The organism is Gordoniibacillus kamchatkensis (assembly GCF_000829455.1).
Taxonomy (GTDB): domain Bacteria; phylum Bacillota; class Bacilli; order Paenibacillales; family NBRC-103111; genus Gordoniibacillus; species Gordoniibacillus kamchatkensis.
The window spans coordinates 33,268-56,062 of sequence record NZ_JXAK01000026.1 but is presented as its reverse complement, the minus strand read 5'-3'; the positions used below and the strand labels follow the sequence as shown (position 1 = coordinate 56,062).

The following is a 22,795-nucleotide window of genomic DNA, read 5'->3' as shown; positions in this document are numbered from 1 at the left end:
CGATGATGGAGGTGGTGCGGTGGATAAACTGATAATCATTGGGGCGGGAGGTCATGGTAGAGTCGTAAGCAATATTGCCGAGCGACAGTTTCCCGAAATCGAGCAAATTTTCGTTGATGATAAGACGGTGGGAACTGAGGTCCGCGGAAAACGTGTAGCCAGTACTATTCGAGAAATAAGAAGTATACTACAAACTTTACCAGGACAGGTCGGCATCGTCGTTGCAATCGGGCATAATGATACCCGCAAAATTATTGCCGGTATGATTGAGCCCATTGTATTATCTGAACGACGTTTTCATTACGCAACAATAATCGATCCTTCCGCAGTTATTTCACCAGACGCTCAAATCGGATATGGAACAGTGATTATGCCTAATACAACGATTAGCAGTCAAGCTAATATTGGTTCACATTGCATTATTAATAATAATAGTTCCATTGATCACGATTGTGAAATCGGCGATTTTTGCCACATCTCTCCCGGAGTTCATCTAACCGGATGCAAAAAGATTAGGGGAGGCACGTTACTGTAAACGATCATGTATGTTTTTTTCTTTTTGTATCCGTATCTCATTTTTCCGTTCAATGGAAACCATTATTATGCAGATAGTAAAGTATATTATTTTATTGGTTTTGTTTTGATTGCAGAGATATGGAAATATTTTAGTTTAGCATTCGGTTCACCACGTTCAAATAAAGGCGGTAGGCATTTTCATAGTATCACAAGGGCTGAATCTACACTTGCCTTTTTGATCGTGTTGATCGGATGTTCTTCCTTGCTGTCCCACAATATTAGCTTGATCGGGAACAAGACAGAGCATCAAGGCTTTATAGTTATGCTTGCATATGTAATATTGTTTGCCACAGCAGCTCGATTTAGCTGTTTCGAAACTCAAAAGAAAACCATTTTCATGATGATTTTCGGCTCAATATTGCCTGCGATATATGGCATACTTCAGCATTTTGGATGGAGCCTACTACCGCAAGATCATAATCCGGGATTTTATTTTGGCTCGAGAAGTTTCTCCTTGTTTGATAATCCGGACTATTTTGGCTCCTACTTGGCTCTACTTTTATTACTCACGATAACGTTCTTCCTTTCAGCCAAGGGGCGAAGACATAAGATCCTTTTTTTAATTATTCTCTGTGCGCTGTATGTAAGCCTGTTATACTCGGAAACCCGCAGTGCATGGCTGGGAAGCGTTGTCGGATTCGTCACAATTGTTTTGTTTGTTGTAGCAAGGAGACGACATCTTTGGCGCGCAACCGGACTTTTGTTAGTTACTTTCGTTCTTATTTTTGCCGTTATTAATGCATCATCGAGATTTACTTACTCCAACAGGGCAAAAACGATAGCAAACGATGCTCATAGCGTCATTACAAATCATAACAGCAACACGGCCGGCGCTTCCAGGTGGTATATCTGGAAAGCATCTTTGCCTCTCATTAAAGAGCACTTTTGGTTAGGTTCAGGCCCCAATACGTTCCGGCACGTCTTTCACCCTGGAATCGATCCGGATTATAAAAAGTACATCGGTACCGCAAAGATCTACGACGCAAATAACGATTATCTGCAAATAGCTCTAACGATGGGCGTGCCCACACTAATCGTTTATTTGTTATTTCTGTTTATGGTCCTACATTCAGGCTTCAAGAAAGCCAGGATGCTTAAAGGCGACCAACAAATTATGACCTACGGGATGCTGGCCGCTATCGTCGGGTATTTGGTGCAAGCTTTCTTTAATATTAGCGTGGTGTCTGTTGCGCCCTACTTTTGGTTGCTTCTGGGGTTTGTCTACAGCCGTTCGGTTTCGTTCGAGCCGTGCTCGATTGAACATAACCAATTAAATTAGGAGAGGTGTTTTTAAGGATGAAACGCGTATTGAGTGCAGTTCTTGCTGCAGCGACCATCATTTCGACATCTAGTGTAGCCTTTGCAGAAGATAATGTCTCCAAATCCGTGTACGGAGGGCCCCGGTGCGACAAAGGTGTAAAACTGGGGAACAAACACTGTGTACCTTTCGACGTACCGGATAACAGCCCTGTATCGTCGTCTATCGTTCATTTGGTGCAGGCCGGGCTCATGGTAGGTTATGAAGACGGATCGTTCAGACCCGACAATCCGCTCAATATGGCGGAGGCCGCCACTGTCTTGCTGCGTCTCCTTGGCATGCCGCCCAAAGAAGATACAGCGGATTGGGCAGCAGCTGCTATCGCCGATGCCGCCAAACTTGGACTCGTCCCGGTCGATACGCAAGCGGACGCGCCGTTGACACGGCTAAAAGTGGCCATTGTGCTTGCCAAAGCGCTCAAGCTGAAGCCTTCCACGGACGCATTGCCGTTTACCGATTTAAGCGGTTTGTCAGACGAAGAGAAGGGGCTCTTGGCTGCTCTCGTTAAAGCGGGGATTTTTTCGGCAGATGCCGGTAAGGAATTTGGCCCCGATACGACGATCACCCGCGGCGAGATGGCCAGTATTATTGAACGAGTTCTGGCAAAATACAAGTAACGATTCGAGCATGAGACCGGCGCCTATCGATTTGGCGCCGGTCTCATTTTTGTAAAATAGCCTCTCGTAATTATTCTCGGGTTGAATACATTGGGGGAGAAAGTATGAAAAGAAAAATCCTATTGCTTTCGTTATTAGGTGTCTTTGGCTTAACCTCCTCAACCATGGCGGATACCGGTACGGCAGTTGTGTCCCAGAGCGTTATGGGAGGGCCTTTGAGCATCAATACGGCGAACTTTACTTTAACCAGCACAACGTTGAACGGCGAAAATCAAACCGTCAGCGGATCCGCCGGTTCGGTGTGGACCGTTAAAGATCCGCGCGGCACCGGCACCGGCTGGTCGCTGACCGTTTCGGCTACGGATCTAGTAAGTGGGGCAGGAACCGTTGAGACGACGCCTCGCACAATTGCATTGGGTCAAGCCGGAATGTCCATCAGTTCCGGTACCATCACGAAAGAGACCGGGTCGGATCCGGAAAATACGCTGGTGTCGAACACGGTCACCTTAACATCATCTAACCAGACGTTTATTTCCTCTCCCGGCAACAATAAAGGCAAATATACGTTTACGCCAACCATTCAGTTTACCCTGCCGGCAAACGCCTACCGTTCGAACTATAGCGGTACGGTCGGAAGCAGCCCGCTCAATCCTTACGTATCGACTCTGACCGTTACGATTTCTTGACCCTATGCGAATTAAACTTCTAGCAGGATTCCTTCTATTAATCGCTGCTGCAATGGCGCTTCCGGCTGCGGCGATTTCGGGTGCGGAAACAAACTCAATCGGCATTTTGCCGCTGAGCGGGGACTGGTTGGTTTACAAATCGAAGCCAGGAGAGCAGATCAACGACACGGTTGTAGTTCATAATCCAACGGATCAAACTGTTACCGTCAAGCTGTATCCGGTGGATGCTTATACCACAACGCAGGGCGGTTTTGCCTTACAGAACGAGACGAGTCCGCGCAAGCAAGTCGGACAGTGGGTAGAACTTTCCGATAGTTTGGTGACGCTTAAGCCCGGGGAAAACCGCAAGGTGACCTTCCGGATGCGCGTGCCTGAGCAGCTCCTGCCAGGGGAATATGCGGGCGGGATTATCGCCGAACTACCGCCAAGATCCAGCAACGTGGTAGGCTCTGATCAAAAAAAGAACGTACAGCTGAGCATTGTAGAACGTGTCGGCGTACGGATCTACTTAACCATACCCGGAACCGTTCGCGAATCGCTGCAATTTCGTAAACCGCTAGGCGCAGCTCTGCATTATTGGAAAGGCTATGTCGATTTCACCGCAGAGCTGCTCAATGAAGGCAACATTTCCGCCAAACCGAAAGGGAGCCTGCAGATCCTGCGCAACGGGCAAGTGATTCAAACAATTCCTGTCAGTCTCGATGCGATGCTTCCGCAAGGAGCCTTTCCCATCCACGTACGATGGACGGATTACCCGCTCTGGGGAAAGTATGATGTCGTTCTCACGATCACGTATGGCGAGACGCGGGAGTTAACGGTGCAAAGCCAAACCAGCGTTATGATTATTCCTTGGACATGGATTATCGGGATTGCGGCCTTCCTTATCTTCCTGGTCGGTGCCATCTGGCTTCTTAAAGGAAGAGTGCATATCGTCATTACTCCAAAAAAATGATCGTTAGAACGCGAGACCCTGGGACCTGCATCTTTTGACCGGGGTCTTGTTCGGTTTTCGACGCAATAAAGTAAGCGTAAAAGAGGAATCGACAGTGCCAAAATATGCGAGGCTTACGGGTGCGTTTCTACTAGGGTTAACGGTTGCATGCAGCTTCATTTTTCATGGGCTTTTCTTTCAAAAAGAGCAGCACATTGCGGAAGCGATGGTGGCGTTTGCTTTTTTGCTATGGTGGTTCGGTTTTCGGCTGGAGCGCCGGCGGATCGCGCTGTTCAGCAGCTGGCTCGAGCTGTCGGTGCTGGCGATTTTGCTTCTGTATTTGCTTACTTCCTTTACGGCCCTGTTTCCTCAGGGGCACGCCAATGTCGTCCTGCAATGGGCCGGCGGACTTTTGGTTTTATATGCCATGCGCGAAGAATGCAAAATCGAGCCTCGCTGGGGGCTGTGGCTGTCATGGGTTCTTATTGCGGCAAGTTTAGGTGTAGTGTCGATCGGTCTCGCCATATATATGGGCGGACATGTCGGGCTGAACGATGCCAATAATTTGATGAGCGAAAAAAACCGGTTTGCATCGACTTTTCAATATGCAAACACGTATGCGATATACGTTTTGGCTATGTGGCTTGTTACGATCGGAGCGGCTTTTTCCGGGAAAAGTAAATGGCTGATGCTGCCTGTTGCCGGCATCGTTTGCTTCCTGTACAGCTTGACCTTTCTGCTGGCGGCTTCAAGAGGGGCGTTGTTGGCCGTGCCGGCGGCGATGATCGGGTTAGTTGTCGCCTTGCCCAGGGGCCAGCGGTTGGCAGGTGCCGCATTTTTTATAGGCACGATGACGGCGGGACTATTGACGGTGAAAGGCGCAGACGGTCATGCCTCGTCGGCGGATTGGAACGGCGCCTGGAGCTGGCTGATGGGAGGAGGGGCCGCGGGGGCGGTTATCGGGTTGGCGACTGCCGCATTGATGATTCAACAGAAAAGCCGGCGTTTGAATGTGGCGGCAGTTATCGCTGCAGGGCTGGTGGCAATGGGAGTGCTTCATTCTTCGTCTTTGAGTCAAGCAGCAATCAAACTGTCATCACAGAAGCTGCAGCGCCTAACAAATATGAGCTTGAACGAAACAAACGCTTTTCTTCGTCTAGAATTTGACCGCGACGCGCTTAAAATGATCCGCGACCATCCCGTTGTGGGGAGCGGGGGAGACGGTTGGTCGCGGATGTACCACCAATATCAGCGTTTCTATTACATTGCCAATTTGACCCATAATCATTATTTGCAAATAGCGGTAGAGCTGGGGCTTGTCGGCTTGGCGCTTTTTGTTCTGTTCTGGTGGAGCTTGGCTACTTGCTTGCGAAAAGCAGATCCTCCTTCATTGGCGCGCGTACTGGGCGTCGCCGCAATTGTTATCGGGCTTCATTCTTTCATCGATTTTGACCTGAATTTCTACTCGATGCTGCTGCTGGTCCTCATGATCGCCGGCATCGTTTCCGCCCAAATGCCGCCGCTTCGCTGGTCCACGACTCGCTTTCAAGCTCTGGGGGCTGGTGTTGCCGGATGTCTTATTCTGGCAACCATCCCACAGGCAGTGGGCGATTATTATTTGCAGGCTGGGAGTAGCGAGCTGGAGCAAGGCCAAAGTGATGAGGCAGCGGCTCATTTGGCCCGGGCAGCTGCGCTTCTTCCGCTGGATCCGCAGCCTCATGTCCAGCTGGCCAGAGCCAAAATAGGGACGAACGAGCAGCTCTCGCAATTGCTGCTCGCGCAAAGGCTGGATCCCTACAATGCGGAATGGCCGCATGAACTGTCGCTGGCACTCGGATATTACAAGAAATGGGAAGACGCGTATCGAGAGTCGGAAAAAGCATTGCGTCTGCAGCCGGCCATGCTCGATTACTACGAAAGCACGCTGGATTACGGGGTGCAGGCCGCCATCGACAGCTTCTTGAAGGGCAAAGCTTCGAAGGACGGCGAGATCGCATCGAATGCGCTCATCGTAGAACAGATGGTTCGTTATCAACAGTCGGCGAACCGGTTCAAAAACTATGTGCTTGCAACTTATCGGGACAGCTCGCCGCTGCTGGATTTGCGTGCAGGGCAAGCTCTTGCGTTAGCGGGGAACTATAGCGAAGCGATTCCTTTTTTACGACAATCGCGAAAGACTGCCACCCTCGTTCCGGAAGCGGATATTTGGCTGTTCATGACGTACCGGCAGCAGCAAGACAAGCGCGGCCAAAACGAAATAGCTTCGCGGCCTTGGATTGCTATGCTCGACTATAACCCGATTAACGGTATTTTAAACCGAAGCCGTTAAATCATTTTTAGAAGAAGGAATGATGACAGTGGCCATCTTGGTTACAGGAGGCGCAGGTTATATCGGCAGCCATACTTCTGTTCAATTGTTGAACGCAGGGTATGATATCGTCGTTATCGACAACTTATCCAACAGCAAGTTCTCTACTTTGCAACGGGTCCGGGAAATTACGGACCGCGATTTTACGTTTTATCAGGCAGATTTGCTCGATCGGGAAACTTTAAGGAACATATTTTCGAGCCATCGCATCGAAGCGGTCATTCACTTTGCCGGCTTAAAATCGGTGGGAGAATCGGCTCGAATACCGTTGCATTATTATCACAACAATATCACGGGAACTCTTAATCTATGCGAAGTTATGCAGAAGCACGGAGTCAAGAAACTGGTGTTCAGCTCGTCGGCAACCGTATACGGGGTGCCTGAGCAGGTGCCGATAACGGAGGAGGCCGCTCTCGGGGCAACGAATCCGTATGGGCGTACAAAGCTGATGCTGGAACAAATTCTTTATGATTTGTGGCTGTCGGATACGGAATGGAGCATCGCCCTGCTCCGCTATTTTAATCCGATCGGGGCTCATCCGAGCGGCAAAATCGGGGAAGATCCAAGGGGAATACCGAACAATTTAGTGCCCTACGTGAGCCAGGTGGCGGCCGGAAAATTAAAGGAGCTTTCCATCTTCGGAGGCGATTATTGCACACCCGACGGGACCGGGATCAGGGACTACATCCACGTTATGGATTTGGCCGACGGGCATCTCAAAGCTCTTGATAAGGTACTGACAGAGGCGGGGATCGAAGCTTTCAATCTCGGCACGGGCAAGGGATATAGCGTTCTCGAGGTTGTTGACGCTTTTAGAAAAGCAACAGGCAAAACAATTCCCGTTACCTACACGACCCGCAGGCCCGGCGATGTAGATGTGAGTATTGCCGCTCCCGACAAGGCGAGGGAAAAGTTGGGGTGGGTGGCAAAACGGGATATCGGCGTAATGTGCGAAGACGCCTGGCGGTGGCAAGCGAATAACTTGACTGATTAAACGCTTAGAAGGTGTGCCCAATATGAAACCATTATCTCCTCTGCAGACCCGAAGGATTATGCGGTATTTGTTAAAGGTGGCCAGCATAGAGCAGCTGGAATGGCTGCAAGGCGTGATCGAGCACTGCATTCGGCGCCGGAAAAACGCAGGTTAGCCCCAATTGACCTGTCGGCATCTTACCTTTCGTCATACGCCCAAAGAATCCGCCACTGGTTATTATCCTTGACTGCGTATACATCCTGGCGGATAGAGAAATTGCCGAATGCGCTTTGAAAATGTTGAACGACCGGGACGACAAAAACGTGAGCCAATTCGGGGACATCTTTGCTCATGCGCCACCTGGACAATTGTTTGGGCTGCCCAAGTTCAAAGCGAAAAGTGCTTACACCGAAATCTTGCATAAATACGTGGGCTCTTCTTTGAATATAAGCATCTTTGGAGAACATCTTTTGCATTTGCGGATGAAACAGCTCCCACGAGTTGCCGAAATTGCCCGCTGTTTCATATTGATAGAACCGGTTTACGGCAGCTTTGGCGGATTGTCCTTGAAAGAAAGGGGGAACGTAAAAAAATAGGATGATCATCGCTGCGAACAGGACGATGATCATTGCCGAGAGTTGCAAATATCGTTTTCTCTTTATTTTTGATGTTTTGAGCACTTGTAACCACCCGGGAACATGATGGATTTGGCCACGTTAGGAGCGCCGCCAATTGGCCGGTAAGCGCGGGCGCGACAGTAATCGCAATTGTGCGGCTGGCTGTTGCAGCCCGGAATTTTTCTCGGACATTGCGAAAAATGGTTACGAGCATATCGCCCATTCATGATGTCATTGCTGCTAATCATAAAATTACCCCTTCCCGCCGGACAACTTGGTCAATGGACGCTATTTGCTTTCTATAGCGAATATACCAACAACCGGGCTTTGATAGGGGAAAGTTGTATGAATAACCGAAAATAGCGTTTTAGCTGTCGTTATCGGTGCATCACTTATTTCTATTCTTTTTGCCCGCATAATATGCAGCGAAATTATATTCATACCACTCTTTTAACAAAGGGAAGGCGCGTTCACCGGCGCATGCAATGTTGTGTTGAATTTGAAAGGAAGGTTCTTTGTCATATGTCTTAAAGTAGTGATGAATGCAAAAATATAGCGAGTCATCAAGAGGCATAGAAAGAACGAAACACGATTGAAACTGTTTCAAAAAGGCGGGATTGATCATTCGTTGAAACAAAGGATCGCGTTGAACATCAGAATAGAAGGTGATGTTTCCCGCCTTAGAGGGTGGGAACGGCATATCGCTTATTTCCGTTAACGTGGCCGTACAGGGAAGAACGACCGGAGAAGCCGGCGTTGAGCAGTGTATGAATTGCCCGGCCGACCGGTCGACCAGAAATAAACTGACCGTAGAGCCCTCGACATGTTCTTGTATACGAAGCAAGCATTTGGAAATAGCGATTCTGCGGTCCAACAGGCGAAACTCGGCTTCCTCGGATATTTCACGCTTAGCTTGCAGCAGTTGCTTGAGGTCGAGACTGCCTGGAACAGAAGACACGTAATTCAGACGTTTTAAATTAAATTCAAGACGATTATATAAAACATTCAGATGCATCAGCTTCAACGCTCTGTCCATCGTATCTGCCTCCCGTCAACTAAACCCTTAGACCTATATCGGCAGTGAGTGCCAAGAAGGAAATAGTTCCAAAGACCTTGATTTCTTTCATTATCCCACTTTTTAACAAAAAAGAAAACATATATTTTCCCCCTTTTTTCCACAAAAAAACCCCCTTAGAATTCAAAGAAAAACCGAAGTTTTCCCATTGTCTTCCAGGAGGGCGGCAAACACCGTCTATGTATTGTTATTCCAGAGGCTTTTTTCGGTCGCGAATGATTCGTTCCAACAAAAGATTAATGAGCTCGAGATCCTCATCGGTTAAGGGAACTCCATCCCAGTGGAACTTGGCATTTTGCAAATACTGTTTCGCATTGCTTGCATCATAATCCGCAGATTCGGTTAGGCCGAGCAAGTAATCACTGGTGACTCCCAATATTTTGGAAATGGAAATTAAGGTGTCAAGGGAGGGGGTTCGGAAACCTGATTCGTAGGCTGCATATGTGCTTTTGGCAATGCCGAGTTTTTCGGACATTTCCCGGAGAGTTATTTTCTTGCTCTTCCTGGCATTTCTAAGGCGTTCAGTTATCGACACTGGTCACGCTCCTTGCCGCAAAACAATGCTGATTCCGAAGATGCAAACGCACTTCTGCTCCTCAAACATCAAATTGCACCAAATGAAAATATCATAAAAATTTTGTGTTGTCAATCGGAGGTACTACTTTCATAAAGGAACAAAGACCTACAGGCAATCGAACCTTATTGATATAGCGGAATCCCGATTTAAAAACGATCACTTGGTTCGATATGTTGTAATGAACGACTTTACATTGCAAGCAATAATACATGCGGCATCACCGTTTTTCGGTTTTTTTTATTATACTACAAAATTATTCGATTTGAATACAAAATATTGGATAATGCATAAAAAAATATCGTATTATAGCGAAATTTATTCAAATCGCAATTCCGCTTGGATGTAAGTGTCGACGCATTCCGCACCGATTGCAATATATCGGGTTCCGTGATTCGGTTCGGGCAGTGTGGAATCGAGGCACCGCGTTTCCTTATGGGGGAGGACTGATGACCTATCCGTGATCATGAGCCGGCGGCTCCGTTTATTGATTCACGGCCTTGCGTTATTTTGGTAATATAAACAATGATAATTCCGATTCCGGCAAGGAGCGTGAAGATGTGGATCATGATCGAAACTGGGCGGGCAACTACAGATACAGCGCCTCGGAGCTTCATATCCCCGAAAACGTGGAGCAAATCCAACGGTTGGTGGCTCGCAGCAGCCGAATCAAGGTGCTTGGCACGCGCCACTCGTTTAATGGGATCGCCGATTGCACCGGAAGCCTGCTCTCGCTTCAAAGGCTGAACCGAGTGCTCGCCTTGGACCAAACGCGCCATACAGTAACGGTCGAAGCCGGCATCCGGTACGGTGAGCTGTGCCAATATCTTCACAACCGCGGCTATGCGCTGCACAATTTGGCGTCGCTGCCGCACATTACCGTTGCCGGCGCATGCGCGACGGCAACGCACGGTTCCGGCGACCTGAACGGCAATCTGGCTACAGCGGTGCATTCCCTGGAGGTCGTCAAATCGGATGGGGAGTTGGCCGTGTTCTCCCGCGACCAACAGGACGGGGCAATCGCCGGAGCGGCAGTGGGACTCGGGGGATTGGGCGTCGTTACGAGGCTGACGCTGGATGTGGTCCCGGCCTTTCAGATAAGTCAGCATGTGTACGACAACTTGCCTCTGGAGCGTCTGGACGAGCATTTTGACGATATTTTCTCCAGCGCTTACAGCGTCAGTCTGTTCACGGATTGGAAGCAAGCGGCGTTCAACCAAGTGTGGCTGAAGCGGAAAGTACCCGAGCAAGGTTCGCCCGATACGGAGACCGACTTTTTCGGGGCGGCGCGAGCCGCCGCGCATCGGCACCCGGTGCCGGGTTACCCGGCTGACAATTGCAGCGAACAGATGGGCGTTCCGGGACCGTGGTACGAACGGCTGCCGCACTTTCGCATGAATTTTACCCCAAGCGCCGGAGAAGAGCTGCAAAGCGAATATTTCGTTCCTCGCCATGACGCCTATCAGGCATTGTGCGCGCTGGACCGGATACGGGAACATATATCGCCGCTCCTTTATGTTTCCGAGGTTCGCACGATTGCGGCAGATGAGCTGTGGATGAGTCCGTGTTACAAGCAAAACTCGGTCGGGATCCACTTTACGTGGAAGGCCGATTGGGGAGCAGTCCGGCAAGTGCTGCCGCTTATCGAAAAGCAGCTTGCCCCGTTCCAGGCTCGTCCGCATTGGGGCAAGCTGTTTGCCATGCCGCCTGCCCGGCTGCAATCGCTCTACGAGAAGCTGCCCGACTTCAGGCAACTGCTCGTTCGCTGCGACCCCGAAGGAAAGTTCCGCAACGACTTCTTGAATCAATATATTATGAATTGACCCATTATCGATTGAGCCAAAAAAGGCAGTCTGGAAAAGCGGCTACTTTTCCAGACTGCCTTTTTTTGCGTTACGGAGAGCTGCTGTTCAGCCAATGCTGCAGAACGACGGCATGGTTGTGCACGGGATCTTTCGCGGCGTACACGAGCGTGACGCTGGATTCCTCCGCCATTTTGCAGATCCGGTCGACGAGTCCGCTGCGGATCGGATCTTCCTTCAGTTCCTCTTCGTATTGTTCGCGAAATTGTGCAAACAGCTCCGGCTTGTGACAAAACCATTCGCGGAGTTCGGGGCTCGGGGCGATTTCTTTCATCCACTCGCCGATTGCGGCCCGTTCTTTGCTGATACCGCGCGGCCAAAGCCGGTCAACCAAGATGCGGACGCCGTCCTCGGGGACGGGCGGGTCGTAAATGCGTTTCAGCCTAATGTTCGCTCGCTTCGCTTCGTTCATCCGACTAGCAGCCTTCTTTCGCGCAGTGTGATAGCCTGACTGCGTCCATTATAACATGACAGCCATTCGAGGGCATGTCCCCCCCCCCGGCAAAGCTAAACCCAGTCCGCGTCGCCTTTGTCCGCATACAAAGTGATATGAACGTTTGTATGCAAGGATGATGGCAATGGAGTTGTCGGATCGGGCAGACCGGGCGATTGAGCGATTGCAGCATGAGCTTCTGCTCCGGCAATCGGAGGATGGGGCGTGGCGTTTCGGCGTTGAGAGCGGTCCGCTGACGGATGCTACATGATCGTAATCGTGAGAGCGCTCGGTCTGAAGGAAGACAAGCTTGTCGGGCTTTTGGCGGAACGGCTGCTAACCATGCAGCGGCATGACGGCGGGTGGAGCTTGTACCGCGATGAAGCTGACGGCAATTTGTCGTCAACGGTCGAGGCCTATTTCGCGTTGCTGTATTCGGGACATGTCGGCGCAGCGGATCCGCGCATGAGGCGGGCGAAACAATGGATTTTGCATCGCGGAGGACTCGCAAAATGCGGGCCGATGACCAAAGTCATGCTGGCGATGAACGGTCAATATCCGTGGTGCAAGCCACTTCTGCTGCCGCTGGACATGATTCGGCATCCGTCCCGTTATCCGATCCGCTTTTATCGGTTTTCGGTTTACGCGCGCGTGCATCTGGTACCGGTTTTGACGGCCGCCCATTTCCGGTACGCCTTGGTTCAGCCGGATACTCCAGATATTTCAGATCTTGTTCTTCCTGCGCGCGGTTTTGAAGCTGCCCCGGGAGGCGGGACGGCGGCGCTTGATCCGAAATCGATGCCCGATGCGCTGCGAGACGCCGAACGTTTCATGCTGGAACGAATCGAACCGGACGGGACGCTGGGCAGCTACTTCAGCTCTACCTTCCTGATGATTTACGCTTTGCTTGCTCTAGGTTACGAGAACGAGCATCCGGTTATCGCGAAGGCGGTCGACGGAATGAAGCGATTGGTTTCCCGCTCCGAAGGCGGCCCCGTATTTGTGCAAAATTTTACTTCAACCGTGTGGGATACGGCGTTAATCGGCCATGCGCTTCTGGAGTCGGGGATTTCCGCAGCAAATCCCGCCATCTTGAAAGCCGGACAATATTTGATCAGCCGGCAGCATGCCGAATGCGGAGATTGGAAAGTAAACAATCCGCTCGCGAGACCCGGCGGGTGGGGGTTCTCGGATATCAATCTGAAAATAGCCGATGTCGACGATACGTCGGCTGCCTTGAGAGTCATAAGCGCTTTGCTCGGTGCCGCGCCTCCGGATTATGCGGTGTCATATAAACGGGGATTGAACTGGTTATTGTCCATGCAGAACGATAACGGCGGCTGGGCGGCATTTGAAAAAGGTGCGAGTTCCCGGCTGCTGTCCAGGCTGCCGTTCGAAAATGCGCAGGATGCGCTGGTGGACCCGCCATCGGCGGATATTACCGGCAGAGTTCTGGAGTTTTTAGGAAACAAAGCCGGACTCCAAAGGGGAGTTCCGCTCGTCGATCGGGCGGTTTCGTGGCTGCTGCGGGCTCAGGAAAAGGACGGCTCTTGGTACGGCCGCTGGGGGATTTGTTACATGTACGGCACGTGGGCGGCAGTGACCGGATTGCGCGCCGTAGGCTTGCCGGCGGATCATCCGGCTATGCGGAAAGCGGTTCGCTGGATCAGGAGCATCCAAAACGACGACGGCGGATTCGGTGAGTCATGCCGCAGCGATGCGGTCAGGCAATACGTTCCGCTCGGGCACAGCACACCTTCCCAGACCGCCTGGGCTGCCGATGCTTTGCTGTCCGCAGGCCTTGGGGCAACGCCGGAAACGGAAAAAGCGCTGCAGCGCCTAATCGCGTTCTCGGAGCATAGCCCAAATGATTGGAAGCTTCATTATCCGACCGGCGCCGGCTTGCCTGGCGGGTTCTACATCCATTACCACAGCTACCGTTGGATTTGGCCGCTGGTGGCAATAGCCAATTTCCAAAAACAAAAACGATCGTCCAAGTAATAGCTAGCTGGGAGAAGCGAACGTGATCGTTCCGGCTCTGTTCGTCACGATCGCAGCTTTACTCGTGTTAAGCTTCGCCAGCGGCTTAATCGGCGTCGTTACCGCGGCCGTTCTGTACGGGATCGGTTTCGGCTCGGCGCAGCCGGCCCTTCAAGCGGCGACCTTGCGCCTGGCTCGCCCGGACAGAAAAGGGGTAGCCAACGCTTCCTTCATGACGGCATTCGACCTCGGAATCGGGCTCGGCTCGATTATACTCGGCTGGGTCTCACAATTCACGGGATTCCAGGTACTGTTTACGGTAAGCAGTGTCTCTGTTGCGGTGTCGCTTTTGATTTTTGCCGTCTTCGTAAAAAGGTTATTGCTGAACAATCGGGCGTTGTCCGATTGAGCGCGTCAAAAAGCCGGAGCCCGCGGTAGCAGCGGGTTCCGGCTATTAGCGTTGCATGCTGACGATTCCTTATTGGGTAACTGCTTCTACTTGTGGCTGGCTTGCTTCCTGTTTAGGTGTCAGCAGCTCTTTCTTCATAAACAGGCAGATGATAAACATTGCGATACCGAAAATGGCCCCGATCCAGAACATTTGCTGAAACGCCTCGGCGAACACCGTTTTGATCTGCAGCAAGAGGTCCGGCGATAATCCTTGCGGCAGGGCGCCATTGACGATGGCTTCCGATGTTCCCGGCGGAAACCGGTCGGACAGCGCGGAGATGCCGCTGTGAATATTTCTCGAGAGCAGGCTGCCGAAAATGCTGAAACCAAGCGTAGCTCCGAGCGATTGGAACAGCTGTACGGTCGCTATGCCGACTCCGGTATGCTCTTTGTCCACCGTTTCCTGCACGATCAGATTGTCGCTGCCGAACAGCACGCCAATGCCGAGCCCCAAAATGAAGAACGCCACTATCACGTACAATACAGTCGTATTGACGCCGATTTGCGACAGCACGATGTAGCCGGCGACGGGAAACACAAACGAGACGATAAAGAGGTACTTGTAAGCGATCTTCGTAATCAGGAAGCCGCAAACAATGCTCGCCGGGATGGCGCCGGCCATGAAAGCGAGCGACAAATAGCCGGACGCGGTAGGCGACATCCCCATCACGTTCTGGGCGAAGAAGGGGAAGCCGGACATGCCGCCCATAATGCCGAGCATCGTAACGAAGACGATCAGCGACAAGACGACGACCGAGCGCTGCTTGAATAAGCGAAGCGGAATGATCGGCTCCACGGCGGTATACTCGATCCGGATGAAAAGAACAATAAGCGCTGCCGACAATGCCAGCAAGCCGAGCACAATGGGCGATGACCACGTATAGCCGGCGACGTCGATCAGCACCGGAGCCAGCAGCAGCGAAAGCATGGAGAGAACGAGCGTGAAGGCGCCGGCCCAATCGATCGTTTTCTTCTCGGTGCTGACCTTTTCGCGCAAGCCTTTGGATACGATGAACGCCGCGATGAGACCGACCGGAATGTTGATCAGGAATATCCAATGCCAGTTCAAGTGGCTGACAAAATAGCCCCCGATCGTCGGCCCGAGCAGCTGCGGCAAAATCATCATCGGACCGACAAGGCTCTGCAGCCTGGCCCGCTGCTCGAGAGGAAACGTATCTCCGATAATGGTCATGGCCAGCGGCATGAGACCGCCGGCGCCGACGCCCTGGATGCCTCTGCCGATCAGCAGCACCGTCATGGAATCCGCGAAGCCGCATACGATCGATCCGATCATGAACATGGCGACGCAGATCAAATAAATCCGCTTGCGGCCGTACAGATCGGCCAGCTTGCCGAAGATCGGCATAAAGATCGTAATCGAAAGCATATAAATGCCCGCCACCCAGCCGAACAGCGCCAAACCGTGAAGATCGCGAATAATCGTCGGCAACGCGGTCGAGACCACCGTTTGATCCAGCTCCGAAAAGACGAGACCAAGCAGCAAACCGATCACAATGAGTGTTTTGTTGTTTTCTTCCTTTTTCATGGAATCCACCTGCACTTTACGAATATAGGTTGAGATTGGCCGCAGCTCCATCGATGCTTCACTGGGGCGATCACGTTTCAAGTATAGATTCATCTGGCAAATTCAGGATCAGGCGCAGGATTTAAATATGCTCGGTCTGGAGAAGGAGTTGCATTCCTGTTGTATGCCAATGCGCCGCCGTATGGTAAAATCAGGATGAAAACTAATGGATAAGGGGCATCGTTGTATGGGCTTGACGGATTCGATCGATATTCGGCAAATGACGAGAGAAGATGTGGAATTAGTGCATCGGGTTTTCAGCGAACATCAGATTAACAAATCGATGGACTACGTCCTGAAGTGTTGGGAAGAGAACGTAACCGGGGAGCGAATAACGCTGGCAGCGTTTTACAACGGGCAGTTTGCGGGAAGCTTGCATCTGCTGGCCACTTCTCACTATCCTTACTTTGCGGAACGCGGCATACCGGAAATCAACGATTTTAACGTGATCCCTCCGCTCAGGAAGCTTGGAATCGGCAATGCGCTCATGGAAGCCGCAGAGAATATCGCCAAACAGCAATACGGAATTGTGGGCATTGGCGTCGGGCTTTATGACAGCTACGGAAGTGTGCAGCGGTTATACGCCAAAAGAGGGTACATACCGGATGGCCGGGGGCTGATGTACAACCAACAGCCGGTAGTCCCGGGCAGCGAGACTAGGGTTGACGACGATTTGAATTTGTATTTTACCAAAACGTTTTCGTGATGCTGTTCAGGCTGCCGGAGAAAGGGGAGACCCGCACTCTTAGGTCCGCAGCGCAGCCCTACTTTCTTGGGAGGCCAAAGTATATTCGACATCAAATCGTACCGAGGAGGGCATCATTTTGAGGCGCGTCCTGCATACGCATCGCACTGCGCTGTTTTGGCGGTTTTTCGCGAACTATTTTGCGCTCATTCTCATTCCGGTCCTCGTCGCGAGCGTATTAACCAATTTTTTTGTCGTGCGGCTCATCGAGCAAGATGCGGAAAAATTAAACAATACGATCATGCAGCATTTCTCGGAGCAGACCGACGCCACCTTCGCGGCGCTCGAGACCGAAATGGTGAACATGCTGACGACCTCCAACGTCAAAACGTTTCTGAAAACGTCCGGCGATACGTCCGATATCGCCCAGCGTTTTGAATTGATCCACTCGCTGATGCAGCAAATGAACAAGCTGGACTCGGGAAGTCTCGTATACAAAGCGTTCCTGTACTTCGCAAACGAAGATCTCGTCATCGACGGCAATACGTACACCGGCAAAGACGAATATTTCCGCGAGCAATACCCGATCAAAGACGCGGATAAGCTTGCTTACTTGGCCAATTACAGAGGCAAGCAATCAATGGTTTTTACCGGGCCTCATACCGTATATGAAAAGCCGCCTTTCACTTCGGACATCGTCTCGTCTCATTCCAACATCGCCGCGCTGCTCAGCTATCCTTTCAACAGCAACAGCCCCGACGTCTATTTGGCCGTCAATGTTGACCTGGACAAAATGCGCGAGCAGCTCGGGATTCAGCAAAAATGGGTGACGGACACGATGCTGGTCGATCCGTCGGGGGCCGTCCTGATCAGGAACGGGTCGTCCGAGCTCCGGAACGACTCGTTCCTGGCGATGATCCGCTCGAGTCCGGAACATTCTCTGTTTGTAAAATCCGGTCAGAAAGCGCTTTCTTATGTCAAATCCCGGTTCAACGACTCCTGGTACTACGTGAGCGTGATCGACCTGCCTACCTTGCTCAAGCCGGCGCAAACGATCCGAGCGATCACCATCGCATTTCTGGCGCTGTTTATCGCCCTGGGCAGCCTCGTTTCCTATTATTTGAGCCGCAAGCTGTACAACCCGATCCGGGATATTAAGGCAGGGCTGGAATCGCAGCGGCTGGGCGACATGTCCGTTCCGGACGGCGGCAACGAATTTGATGTGATCAAACGGTTTTCCGGCTTGCTCATCTCCAAGAACAAAGAGCTGTCGCAGATGGTGAGCGGCATGTACCCGATCGTGCAGGAGCATTTTATTGCCAAAATATTGTGCGGCGAATACCGCGACAGCTTATCCATCGAATATTACGCCAAAGAAATCGATTTCCCGTACAAGCCGAAAACGACCGCGACCGTGCTCTGCATCGAAATCCAGTACTATGCGCCTTATACGGACCAGCTGTCGGAAACGTCCAAATCGTTCATACTGGCCGAGCTGAAGGAGAACATCCGCAAGCTGTCGCCGGCTTCGATCTGGGTATGCCAGACCAGCTCCGATCAGCTGGCGTGCGTGCTGCATCACGACGAAACGGTGCGCTGCGATCCGAAAGAGACGGCGGATGCCGTCAAAATATTGCTGCAGCAGCCTTATTACAAAGCTTCCATCGGAATCGGGAAGACGGTGCATACGGTCGCCGACCTTCATATGTCCTACAGCCATGCGCTCTCCATGCTCAAGTACAAAAGCCTGCATGCCGGAGCGGAAATTTGCGGCGAACAAAGCGTTTGGAACGAGCGCGCGTCCGGGGACAGCTTTTTGTCCGTCGGGGAAGTGAACCGGATATTCAACAGGTATAAAGCCGGCGATTACGAGAGCCTGCTCCGGTCCGTATTCGACTTGCTGGACGCCGGGATGCGGGGAAATGCGGACGCTTACCAAATGAAAAATTTGTGCTCCGACGTGCTGAACGCGTGGATTCGCGCCGTCGAGAGCGAACGAAACGATTTTGACATCACGCTGTATTCGGAGCTCTTCGCTTCCGTGGGCCGCTGCGTGACGTGGGAAGAAATGAGGCAGACGTTCCGGGACATCCACGGCGTATTGTTCCGAACGATGGAGCCGTCGGACCGGAAACGGCAGCTTACGGAGATTGTCGCCTACATTCAAAACCATTACAACGAAGAGCTGTCGATCGAACAGTTCGCCGCGCAGATGAACATGTCCGTCGGACATTTCAGCCGCACGTTCAAGGAGGAAGTGGGAGAAAAGTACGTGGAATACATCGCCAAATACCGGATGCAGAAGGCGAAGCAGTTTTTGCTCGAAACGGATATGAAGATCGACGATATTGCGGGGCAAGTCGGCTATTGGGGCAGAAATTCGTTCATCCGCAATTTTCGCCGCTACGAAGGCGTGACCCCGGCCAAGTTCCGGACGATGCATCAAACGTGAGACTTCTTTTTTTGGGAAGTCTCATTTTTTTCGTCCGGCGCGGTTTAAGCGCGCGATGCAAAAATGGCGACGCTGCGAAAACATGATGCTTTACCGCTTGCCGCGCAGCGCCGTATAGTCGAAACCGAGACGGTCGACGAACGTTTTGCGAAAACGGTTGCCAAGGGGAGAGGCTGTTGCCAATGAAGCGAAGCATGCTGAAAAAGCACAAAGCTTTATATTTGTTAATGCTGCCCGGCATTTTGTACTATATCATTTTCAAATACGTGCCGATGTACGGGGTCATCATCGCCTTTCAAAACTTCTCGATCGGGCGCGGCATTATGGGCAGCAAGTTTGTCGGCCTGAAGCACTTTGTCGATTTTTTCGTCAACACCCCGGATGCCTGGAAGCTGATCCGCAATACGGTCATGCTGAACTTGTACGACCTGCTGTTCCGTTTTCCGGCGCCGATCGTGCTCGCTTTGCTGTTTCACGAAATCCGGAGCAAACGGTTCAAGCGGTTCGTGCAAAGCGTCAGCTACATGCCGCACTTTTTGTCTACCGTCGTGATCGCCGGCATCATGGTTACCTTTTTGTCGCAGCAAACCGGAATTGTCAACCATATGCTCAGCTGGTTAGGGTTCGAACGGATCCTGTTTCTCGGCAAGCCGGAATGGTTCCGTACGATCTATATAAGCTCGGAAATTTGGCAAACCGTCGGCTGGGGGACGATTCTGTATCTTGCGGCTATTGCCGGAGTCGATCCGACGCTCTACGAGGCGGCCAAAATCGACGGAGCCAACCGGTTTCAGCAAATGCGCCACGTGACGCTGGTCGGCATGGTCCCCGTCATGATCGTGTTGTTCGTCCTTACGCTCGGCCATTTTATGGAAACCGGATTTCAAAAAATCATTTTGCTGTACAACTCGATGACATACGAAACCGCGGACGTCTTGAATACGTTCGTTTATCGCCGCGGCATATTGTCGGCCGACTTCAGCTTCGCCACGGCGGTCGGTTTGTTCCAGGCGGCAATCGGCTTCATTCTCGTCGTAACGGCGAACCGCGTCGTCAAAAAATATTCGGATACGAGTCTATGGTAAAGGAGGCGCCGCACGTTGAAAACGAGGGGAAGCTTCGGCTCGAAGCTGTTTGACGCCGTCAATATCGGCTTGATGATCGTGCTCATCGTCGTCATGACGTACCCGCTCATCTATGTGTTTTCGGCTTCTATCAGCGACAATGCGATGGTGATGAGCGGGCAAGTCGTCCTATGGCCGAGATCGGTCACGCTCGTCGCTTATGAACGGCTGCTCAGCAATCCGGACGTGTGGATCAGCTACTGGAATACGATCCGCTACACCGCCGTCCACACGCTGCTAACGCTTATCGTAACGTCCGCCATGGCGTATCCGCTGGCGAAAAAATGGCTGCCCGGCCGCAAGACGATACTGCTCATGGCGGCCTTCACGCTTCTGTTCAGCGGGGGGATGATCCCGACTTTTCTCATCGTGCAAAATTTGGGGCTGCTGAACACGATTTGGGCGATCGTCCTGCCGTCGCTCGTCAGCACGTGGCATCTGTTCATTATGCGGACATTCTTCGAGGCGCTGCCGGAAGAGCTGGAGGACGCCGCTACCATCGACGGCTGCAGCTCGCTGCAGGTGCTCATCCGGATTGTGCTGCCGCTTTCGCTGCCGGTACTCGTCTCGATCGGCTTGTTTACCGCTGTTAACCAGTGGAATTCGTTCTTCGACGCCCTGATTTATTTGAACGAGCGAAGCATGTATCCGCTGCAAATTATGGTCCGCAACATTATTATCGCCAGCTCCAACGTGCAAGGCGAAGGCAACACGGCCTATATCGAAACGCTGAAATACGCCATGATCACAATTGCGACAGTGCCGATTTTGTGCGTATATCCGTTCGTCCAAAAATATTTCGTCCAGGGCGCCATGATCGGCGGCATCAAGGGGTAGTCGTAGATTCCAACGGAATCTATCTCTATAGCTCTAATTGCAAAGTCCATTACAGGGAGGGAACGCAAGTGAGAAAAAGAACGATGGCCGTCACCCTTGCTTCGGTGATGCTTGGCGGTTTGGTCGCAGGCTGCAGCGGCAAAGGCGGGGCGCAAGACGCGAAAGGGGCGGGCGCCGGCTCGCAAAAGCCGATTACGTTTACGTGGCTCGTCTACGACCGTCCGGAAGGCAAAGTAAAGACCGACTGGGAAATTTTCAAGCAAATCGAAGCGAAAACGGGCGTCAAAATCGATTGGCAGGTCGTCAGCCAGGAAGGGTTTACGGAAAAGCGGCAAATTATGATCGCGACGAATTCGGTCACCGACATCATTCAGCCGAGCAACCAGGAAGCCCGCGAGAACGGGCCGGAGAAAGTGTTCCTGAACTTGAAAGATTATTTGAACAAAGCGCCCAATCTGAAAAAGTTTTTTGAGACGTATCCGGAGGCGAAAGCGGTGGCGACCGGCGCGGACGGAGGCATATATGACGTTCCCGTGCTCGAAGGCGACAAGGCCGGGAAAGGCTTCAACTATATTTGGATGGTGCGCAAAGATTTGATGGATAAGTACAACTTGAAGCCGCCGACCAACACGGAGGAATTTTATCAATTCCTGAAAGCTTTGAAGCAGCAGCAGCCGGACACGTTCCCGCTCAGCGTCAACACCCCGGCGACAGGCGACGTTGGGCTGTATACCGTATTCGGCAAAATGTTCACGGGCATTACGGGCTTCTTCAATCAGAGCCCGAACGGTGAGAAGTGGGAATTCGCTCCGTACAATAGCGGCTACAAGGACGCTCTCGTCTATATGAACAAGCTGTACAGCGAAAAGCTGCTCGATCCCGAGTTTTATTTGCTGACCGGAGCGCAGTGGGAAGAGCGGTTTTTGAAAGGGAAGTCGTCCGTTACGGTATTGGTGGAAAGCGGAAGTGAACCCGCTGATGGACAAAGCGAAGAAGGCCGGCGGGGCTGCGGATTTCAACCTGGACGCCATTCCCGAGTTCGCCGCAAACGGCATCAAGAGCTACCAGTTCTCGCGGGCGCTCGTCGGCAGCTCCGGCCACGCCATTTCGGCCAAAGTGAAGGACAAGGACAGAGCCGTCCAATTTCTGGACTACCTTGCCAGCGAAGAAGGCACCAACTATTTGTCGCTCGGCATTGAAGGCAAGACGTACACGATGGAAGGCGGCAAGCCGGTGTATATGAAAGAGTTCGGCGCTGCCCCTTACGTGCCGCTGCGCCGCGATTTCGGCGTATGGTACGACAACATTTCGTTCAACAACGCGTTGTCGCGGGAAGTGTGGGAGAGGGGCCTGGACGAGAAGAGCAAGGCGATCAACAAGAGCTACGAGCAGTTCATCATCCCCGCTCCGAAACCGATCGTGAAGACGACGGAAGAGCTCGATCTGGAAAAATCGAAGCTGACCCCGCTCGTCAAGTTTTTGGAGCAAAAAATTACGGAGTTCGTAACGGGCAAAACGCCGATTACCGACGCCAACTACCAGCAGTTTTTGGACCAGGCGAAAAAGCTCGGCGCCGACGAATTGCTGAACATGTACAATACGGCCTATAAGCGCACGTACGGCGCGAAATAAAGGGCAAGTTTGAAACGGAA

The 22,795-nt window shown here is 51.9% G+C and carries 23 protein-coding genes and 1 pseudogene; 18 read left to right on the top strand and 6 right to left on the bottom strand.

Annotated features, from left to right (window positions below):
• Window positions 1-19 precede the first annotated feature (19 nt).
• The 8 genes from SD70_RS15720 (at window position 20) to SD70_RS39270 (ending at window position 7,644) form a co-directional block, all read left to right on the top strand.
• On the top strand, window positions 20-535 hold the full coding sequence (locus SD70_RS15720; RefSeq protein WP_052487498.1) for a PglD-related sugar-binding protein: 516 nt from the start codon (window positions 20-22) through the stop codon (window positions 533-535).
• A gap of 24 nt (window positions 536-559) precedes the next feature.
• On the top strand, window positions 560-1,855 hold the full coding sequence (locus SD70_RS15715) for an O-antigen ligase family protein (RefSeq protein ID WP_197081055.1): 1,296 nt from the start codon (window positions 560-562) through the stop codon (window positions 1,853-1,855).
• A 17-nt stretch (window positions 1,856-1,872) separates the two neighbouring features.
• Window positions 1,873-2,511 carry an S-layer homology domain-containing protein gene (locus SD70_RS15710; RefSeq protein WP_041048488.1) on the top strand — a complete coding sequence of 213 codons (639 nt, stop codon included), beginning with the start codon at window positions 1,873-1,875 and terminating at the stop codon, window positions 2,509-2,511.
• A gap of 104 nt (window positions 2,512-2,615) precedes the next feature.
• Window positions 2,616-3,197 carry a WxL domain-containing protein gene (locus SD70_RS15705; protein WP_041048487.1) on the top strand — a complete coding sequence of 194 codons (582 nt, stop codon included), beginning with the start codon at window positions 2,616-2,618 and terminating at the stop codon, window positions 3,195-3,197.
• Between the two features lie 4 nt (window positions 3,198-3,201).
• The gene (locus tag SD70_RS15700) at window positions 3,202-4,149 is read left to right on the top strand and encodes a WxL protein peptidoglycan domain-containing protein (RefSeq protein ID WP_082053395.1); all 948 of its coding nucleotides are present in this window, start codon (window positions 3,202-3,204) and stop codon (window positions 4,147-4,149) included.
• Between the two features lie 94 nt (window positions 4,150-4,243).
• Window positions 4,244-6,457, top strand: coding sequence for an O-antigen ligase family protein (locus SD70_RS15695; protein WP_041048485.1), 2,214 nt, complete (start codon window positions 4,244-4,246; stop codon window positions 6,455-6,457).
• Window positions 6,458-6,485: 28 nt separating this feature from the next.
• On the top strand, window positions 6,486-7,490 hold the full coding sequence (gene galE / locus SD70_RS15690; protein ID WP_041048484.1) for a UDP-glucose 4-epimerase GalE: 1,005 nt from the start codon (window positions 6,486-6,488) through the stop codon (window positions 7,488-7,490).
• Window positions 7,491-7,512: 22 nt separating this feature from the next.
• On the top strand, window positions 7,513-7,644 hold the full coding sequence (locus tag SD70_RS39270; protein ID WP_269432477.1) for a hypothetical protein: 132 nt from the start codon (window positions 7,513-7,515) through the stop codon (window positions 7,642-7,644).
• A gap of 22 nt (window positions 7,645-7,666) precedes the next feature.
• Here SD70_RS39270 and SD70_RS15685 read toward each other — a convergent pair whose 3' ends face one another.
• The 4 genes from SD70_RS15685 to SD70_RS40380 form a co-directional block, all read right to left on the bottom strand.
• On the bottom strand, window positions 7,667-8,113 hold the full coding sequence (locus SD70_RS15685; RefSeq protein ID WP_156158043.1) for a hypothetical protein: 447 nt from the start codon (window positions 8,111-8,113) through the stop codon (window positions 7,667-7,669).
• A gap of 361 nt (window positions 8,114-8,474) precedes the next feature.
• Entirely contained in the window at window positions 8,475-9,122 is a 648-nt protein-coding gene (locus SD70_RS15680) for a hypothetical protein (RefSeq protein ID WP_041048482.1), read from the bottom strand.
• Between the two features lie 226 nt (window positions 9,123-9,348).
• Entirely contained in the window at window positions 9,349-9,696 is a 348-nt protein-coding gene (locus SD70_RS15675) for a helix-turn-helix domain-containing protein (protein WP_231571241.1), read from the bottom strand.
• Between the two features lie 91 nt (window positions 9,697-9,787).
• The gene (locus SD70_RS40380) at window positions 9,788-9,949 is read right to left on the bottom strand and encodes a DUF3973 domain-containing protein (protein ID WP_197081054.1); all 162 of its coding nucleotides are present in this window, start codon (window positions 9,947-9,949) and stop codon (window positions 9,788-9,790) included.
• A gap of 346 nt (window positions 9,950-10,295) precedes the next feature.
• On the opposite strand from SD70_RS40380, the gene SD70_RS15670 reads away from it, so the two are divergent.
• Window positions 10,296-11,558 carry an FAD-binding protein gene (locus tag SD70_RS15670; RefSeq protein WP_041048481.1) on the top strand — a complete coding sequence of 421 codons (1,263 nt, stop codon included), beginning with the start codon at window positions 10,296-10,298 and terminating at the stop codon, window positions 11,556-11,558.
• 70 nt (window positions 11,559-11,628) lie between these two features.
• Here the strand turns inward: SD70_RS15670 and SD70_RS15665 are convergent, their stop codons facing one another.
• Window positions 11,629-12,009: a DUF488 domain-containing protein gene (locus SD70_RS15665; protein ID WP_041048480.1), complete on the bottom strand. Its 381-nt coding sequence runs from the start codon at window positions 12,007-12,009 to the stop codon at window positions 11,629-11,631.
• A gap of 166 nt (window positions 12,010-12,175) precedes the next feature.
• Between SD70_RS15665 and SD70_RS39820 the strand changes: the two genes are divergently transcribed.
• The 3 genes and pseudogenes from SD70_RS39820 to SD70_RS15655 all read left to right on the top strand — a co-directional run.
• A complete protein-coding gene (locus tag SD70_RS39820) occupies window positions 12,176-12,301 on the top strand; it encodes a hypothetical protein (RefSeq protein WP_331436793.1) in 126 nt (41 codons plus the stop codon).
• A complete protein-coding gene (locus SD70_RS15660) occupies window positions 12,298-14,031 on the top strand; it encodes a terpene cyclase/mutase family protein (RefSeq protein ID WP_331436792.1) in 1,734 nt (577 codons plus the stop codon). Before SD70_RS39820 ends, SD70_RS15660 begins: the two co-directional genes overlap by 4 nt.
• Window positions 14,032-14,041: 10 nt before the next feature.
• Window positions 14,042-14,419: pseudogene (locus SD70_RS15655) on the top strand (MFS transporter); the annotation flags it as partial.
• A 69-nt stretch (window positions 14,420-14,488) separates the two neighbouring features.
• Here the strand turns inward: SD70_RS15655 and SD70_RS15650 are convergent.
• A complete protein-coding gene (locus tag SD70_RS15650; RefSeq protein WP_041048478.1) occupies window positions 14,489-16,006 on the bottom strand; it encodes an MDR family MFS transporter in 1,518 nt (505 codons plus the stop codon).
• Between the two features lie 226 nt (window positions 16,007-16,232).
• Between SD70_RS15650 and SD70_RS15645 the strand changes: the two genes are divergently transcribed.
• The 6 genes from SD70_RS15645 to SD70_RS38125 all read left to right on the top strand — a co-directional run bounded on the left by SD70_RS15645 (window position 16,233) and on the right by SD70_RS38125 (window position 22,775).
• A complete protein-coding gene (locus tag SD70_RS15645; protein ID WP_041048477.1) occupies window positions 16,233-16,751 on the top strand; it encodes a GNAT family N-acetyltransferase in 519 nt (172 codons plus the stop codon).
• Between the two features lie 118 nt (window positions 16,752-16,869).
• Entirely contained in the window at window positions 16,870-19,182 is a 2,313-nt protein-coding gene (locus SD70_RS15640; RefSeq protein WP_231571240.1) for a helix-turn-helix domain-containing protein, read from the top strand.
• Between the two features lie 182 nt (window positions 19,183-19,364).
• On the top strand, window positions 19,365-20,267 hold the full coding sequence (locus SD70_RS15635; protein ID WP_041048475.1) for an ABC transporter permease: 903 nt from the start codon (window positions 19,365-19,367) through the stop codon (window positions 20,265-20,267).
• Between the two features lie 15 nt (window positions 20,268-20,282).
• Window positions 20,283-21,143: a carbohydrate ABC transporter permease gene (locus tag SD70_RS15630; protein WP_041048473.1), complete on the top strand. Its 861-nt coding sequence runs from the start codon at window positions 20,283-20,285 to the stop codon at window positions 21,141-21,143.
• A gap of 68 nt (window positions 21,144-21,211) precedes the next feature.
• Window positions 21,212-22,342: an extracellular solute-binding protein gene (locus SD70_RS38130; RefSeq protein ID WP_331436791.1), complete on the top strand. Its 1,131-nt coding sequence runs from the start codon at window positions 21,212-21,214 to the stop codon at window positions 22,340-22,342.
• Window positions 22,326-22,775 carry a hypothetical protein gene (locus SD70_RS38125; RefSeq protein WP_231571244.1) on the top strand — a complete coding sequence of 150 codons (450 nt, stop codon included), beginning with the start codon at window positions 22,326-22,328 and terminating at the stop codon, window positions 22,773-22,775. The genes SD70_RS38130 and SD70_RS38125 overlap by 17 nt, the downstream gene beginning before the upstream one ends.
• The last annotated feature ends 20 nt before the right edge of the window (window positions 22,776-22,795 follow it).

Excerpts from the sequence above, each read along its gene's own strand:
- SD70_RS39270 (WP_269432477.1), top strand. The coding sequence starts at position 7,513 with ATGAAACCATTATCTCCTCTGCAGACCCGAAGGATTATGCGGTATTTG.
- SD70_RS40380 (WP_197081054.1), bottom strand. The coding sequence starts at position 9,949 with ATGTATTATTGCTTGCAATGTAAAGTCGTTCATTACAACATATCGAAC.
- SD70_RS15635 (WP_041048475.1), top strand. The coding sequence starts at position 19,365 with ATGAAGCGAAGCATGCTGAAAAAGCACAAAGCTTTATATTTGTTAATG.
- SD70_RS15680 (WP_041048482.1), bottom strand. The coding sequence starts at position 9,122 with ATGGACAGAGCGTTGAAGCTGATGCATCTGAATGTTTTATATAATCGT.
- SD70_RS15650 (WP_041048478.1), bottom strand. The coding sequence starts at position 16,006 with ATGAAAAAGGAAGAAAACAACAAAACACTCATTGTGATCGGTTTGCTG.
- SD70_RS39820 (WP_331436793.1), top strand. The coding sequence starts at position 12,176 with ATGGAGTTGTCGGATCGGGCAGACCGGGCGATTGAGCGATTGCAGCAT.
- SD70_RS15645 (WP_041048477.1), top strand. The coding sequence starts at position 16,233 with ATGGGCTTGACGGATTCGATCGATATTCGGCAAATGACGAGAGAAGAT.
- SD70_RS15660 (WP_331436792.1), top strand. The coding sequence starts at position 12,298 with ATGATCGTAATCGTGAGAGCGCTCGGTCTGAAGGAAGACAAGCTTGTC.
- SD70_RS15700 (WP_082053395.1), top strand. The coding sequence starts at position 3,202 with ATGCGAATTAAACTTCTAGCAGGATTCCTTCTATTAATCGCTGCTGCA.
- SD70_RS15710 (WP_041048488.1), top strand. The coding sequence starts at position 1,873 with ATGAAACGCGTATTGAGTGCAGTTCTTGCTGCAGCGACCATCATTTCG.
- SD70_RS15665 (WP_041048480.1), bottom strand. The coding sequence starts at position 12,009 with ATGAACGAAGCGAAGCGAGCGAACATTAGGCTGAAACGCATTTACGAC.
- SD70_RS15705 (WP_041048487.1), top strand. The coding sequence starts at position 2,616 with ATGAAAAGAAAAATCCTATTGCTTTCGTTATTAGGTGTCTTTGGCTTA.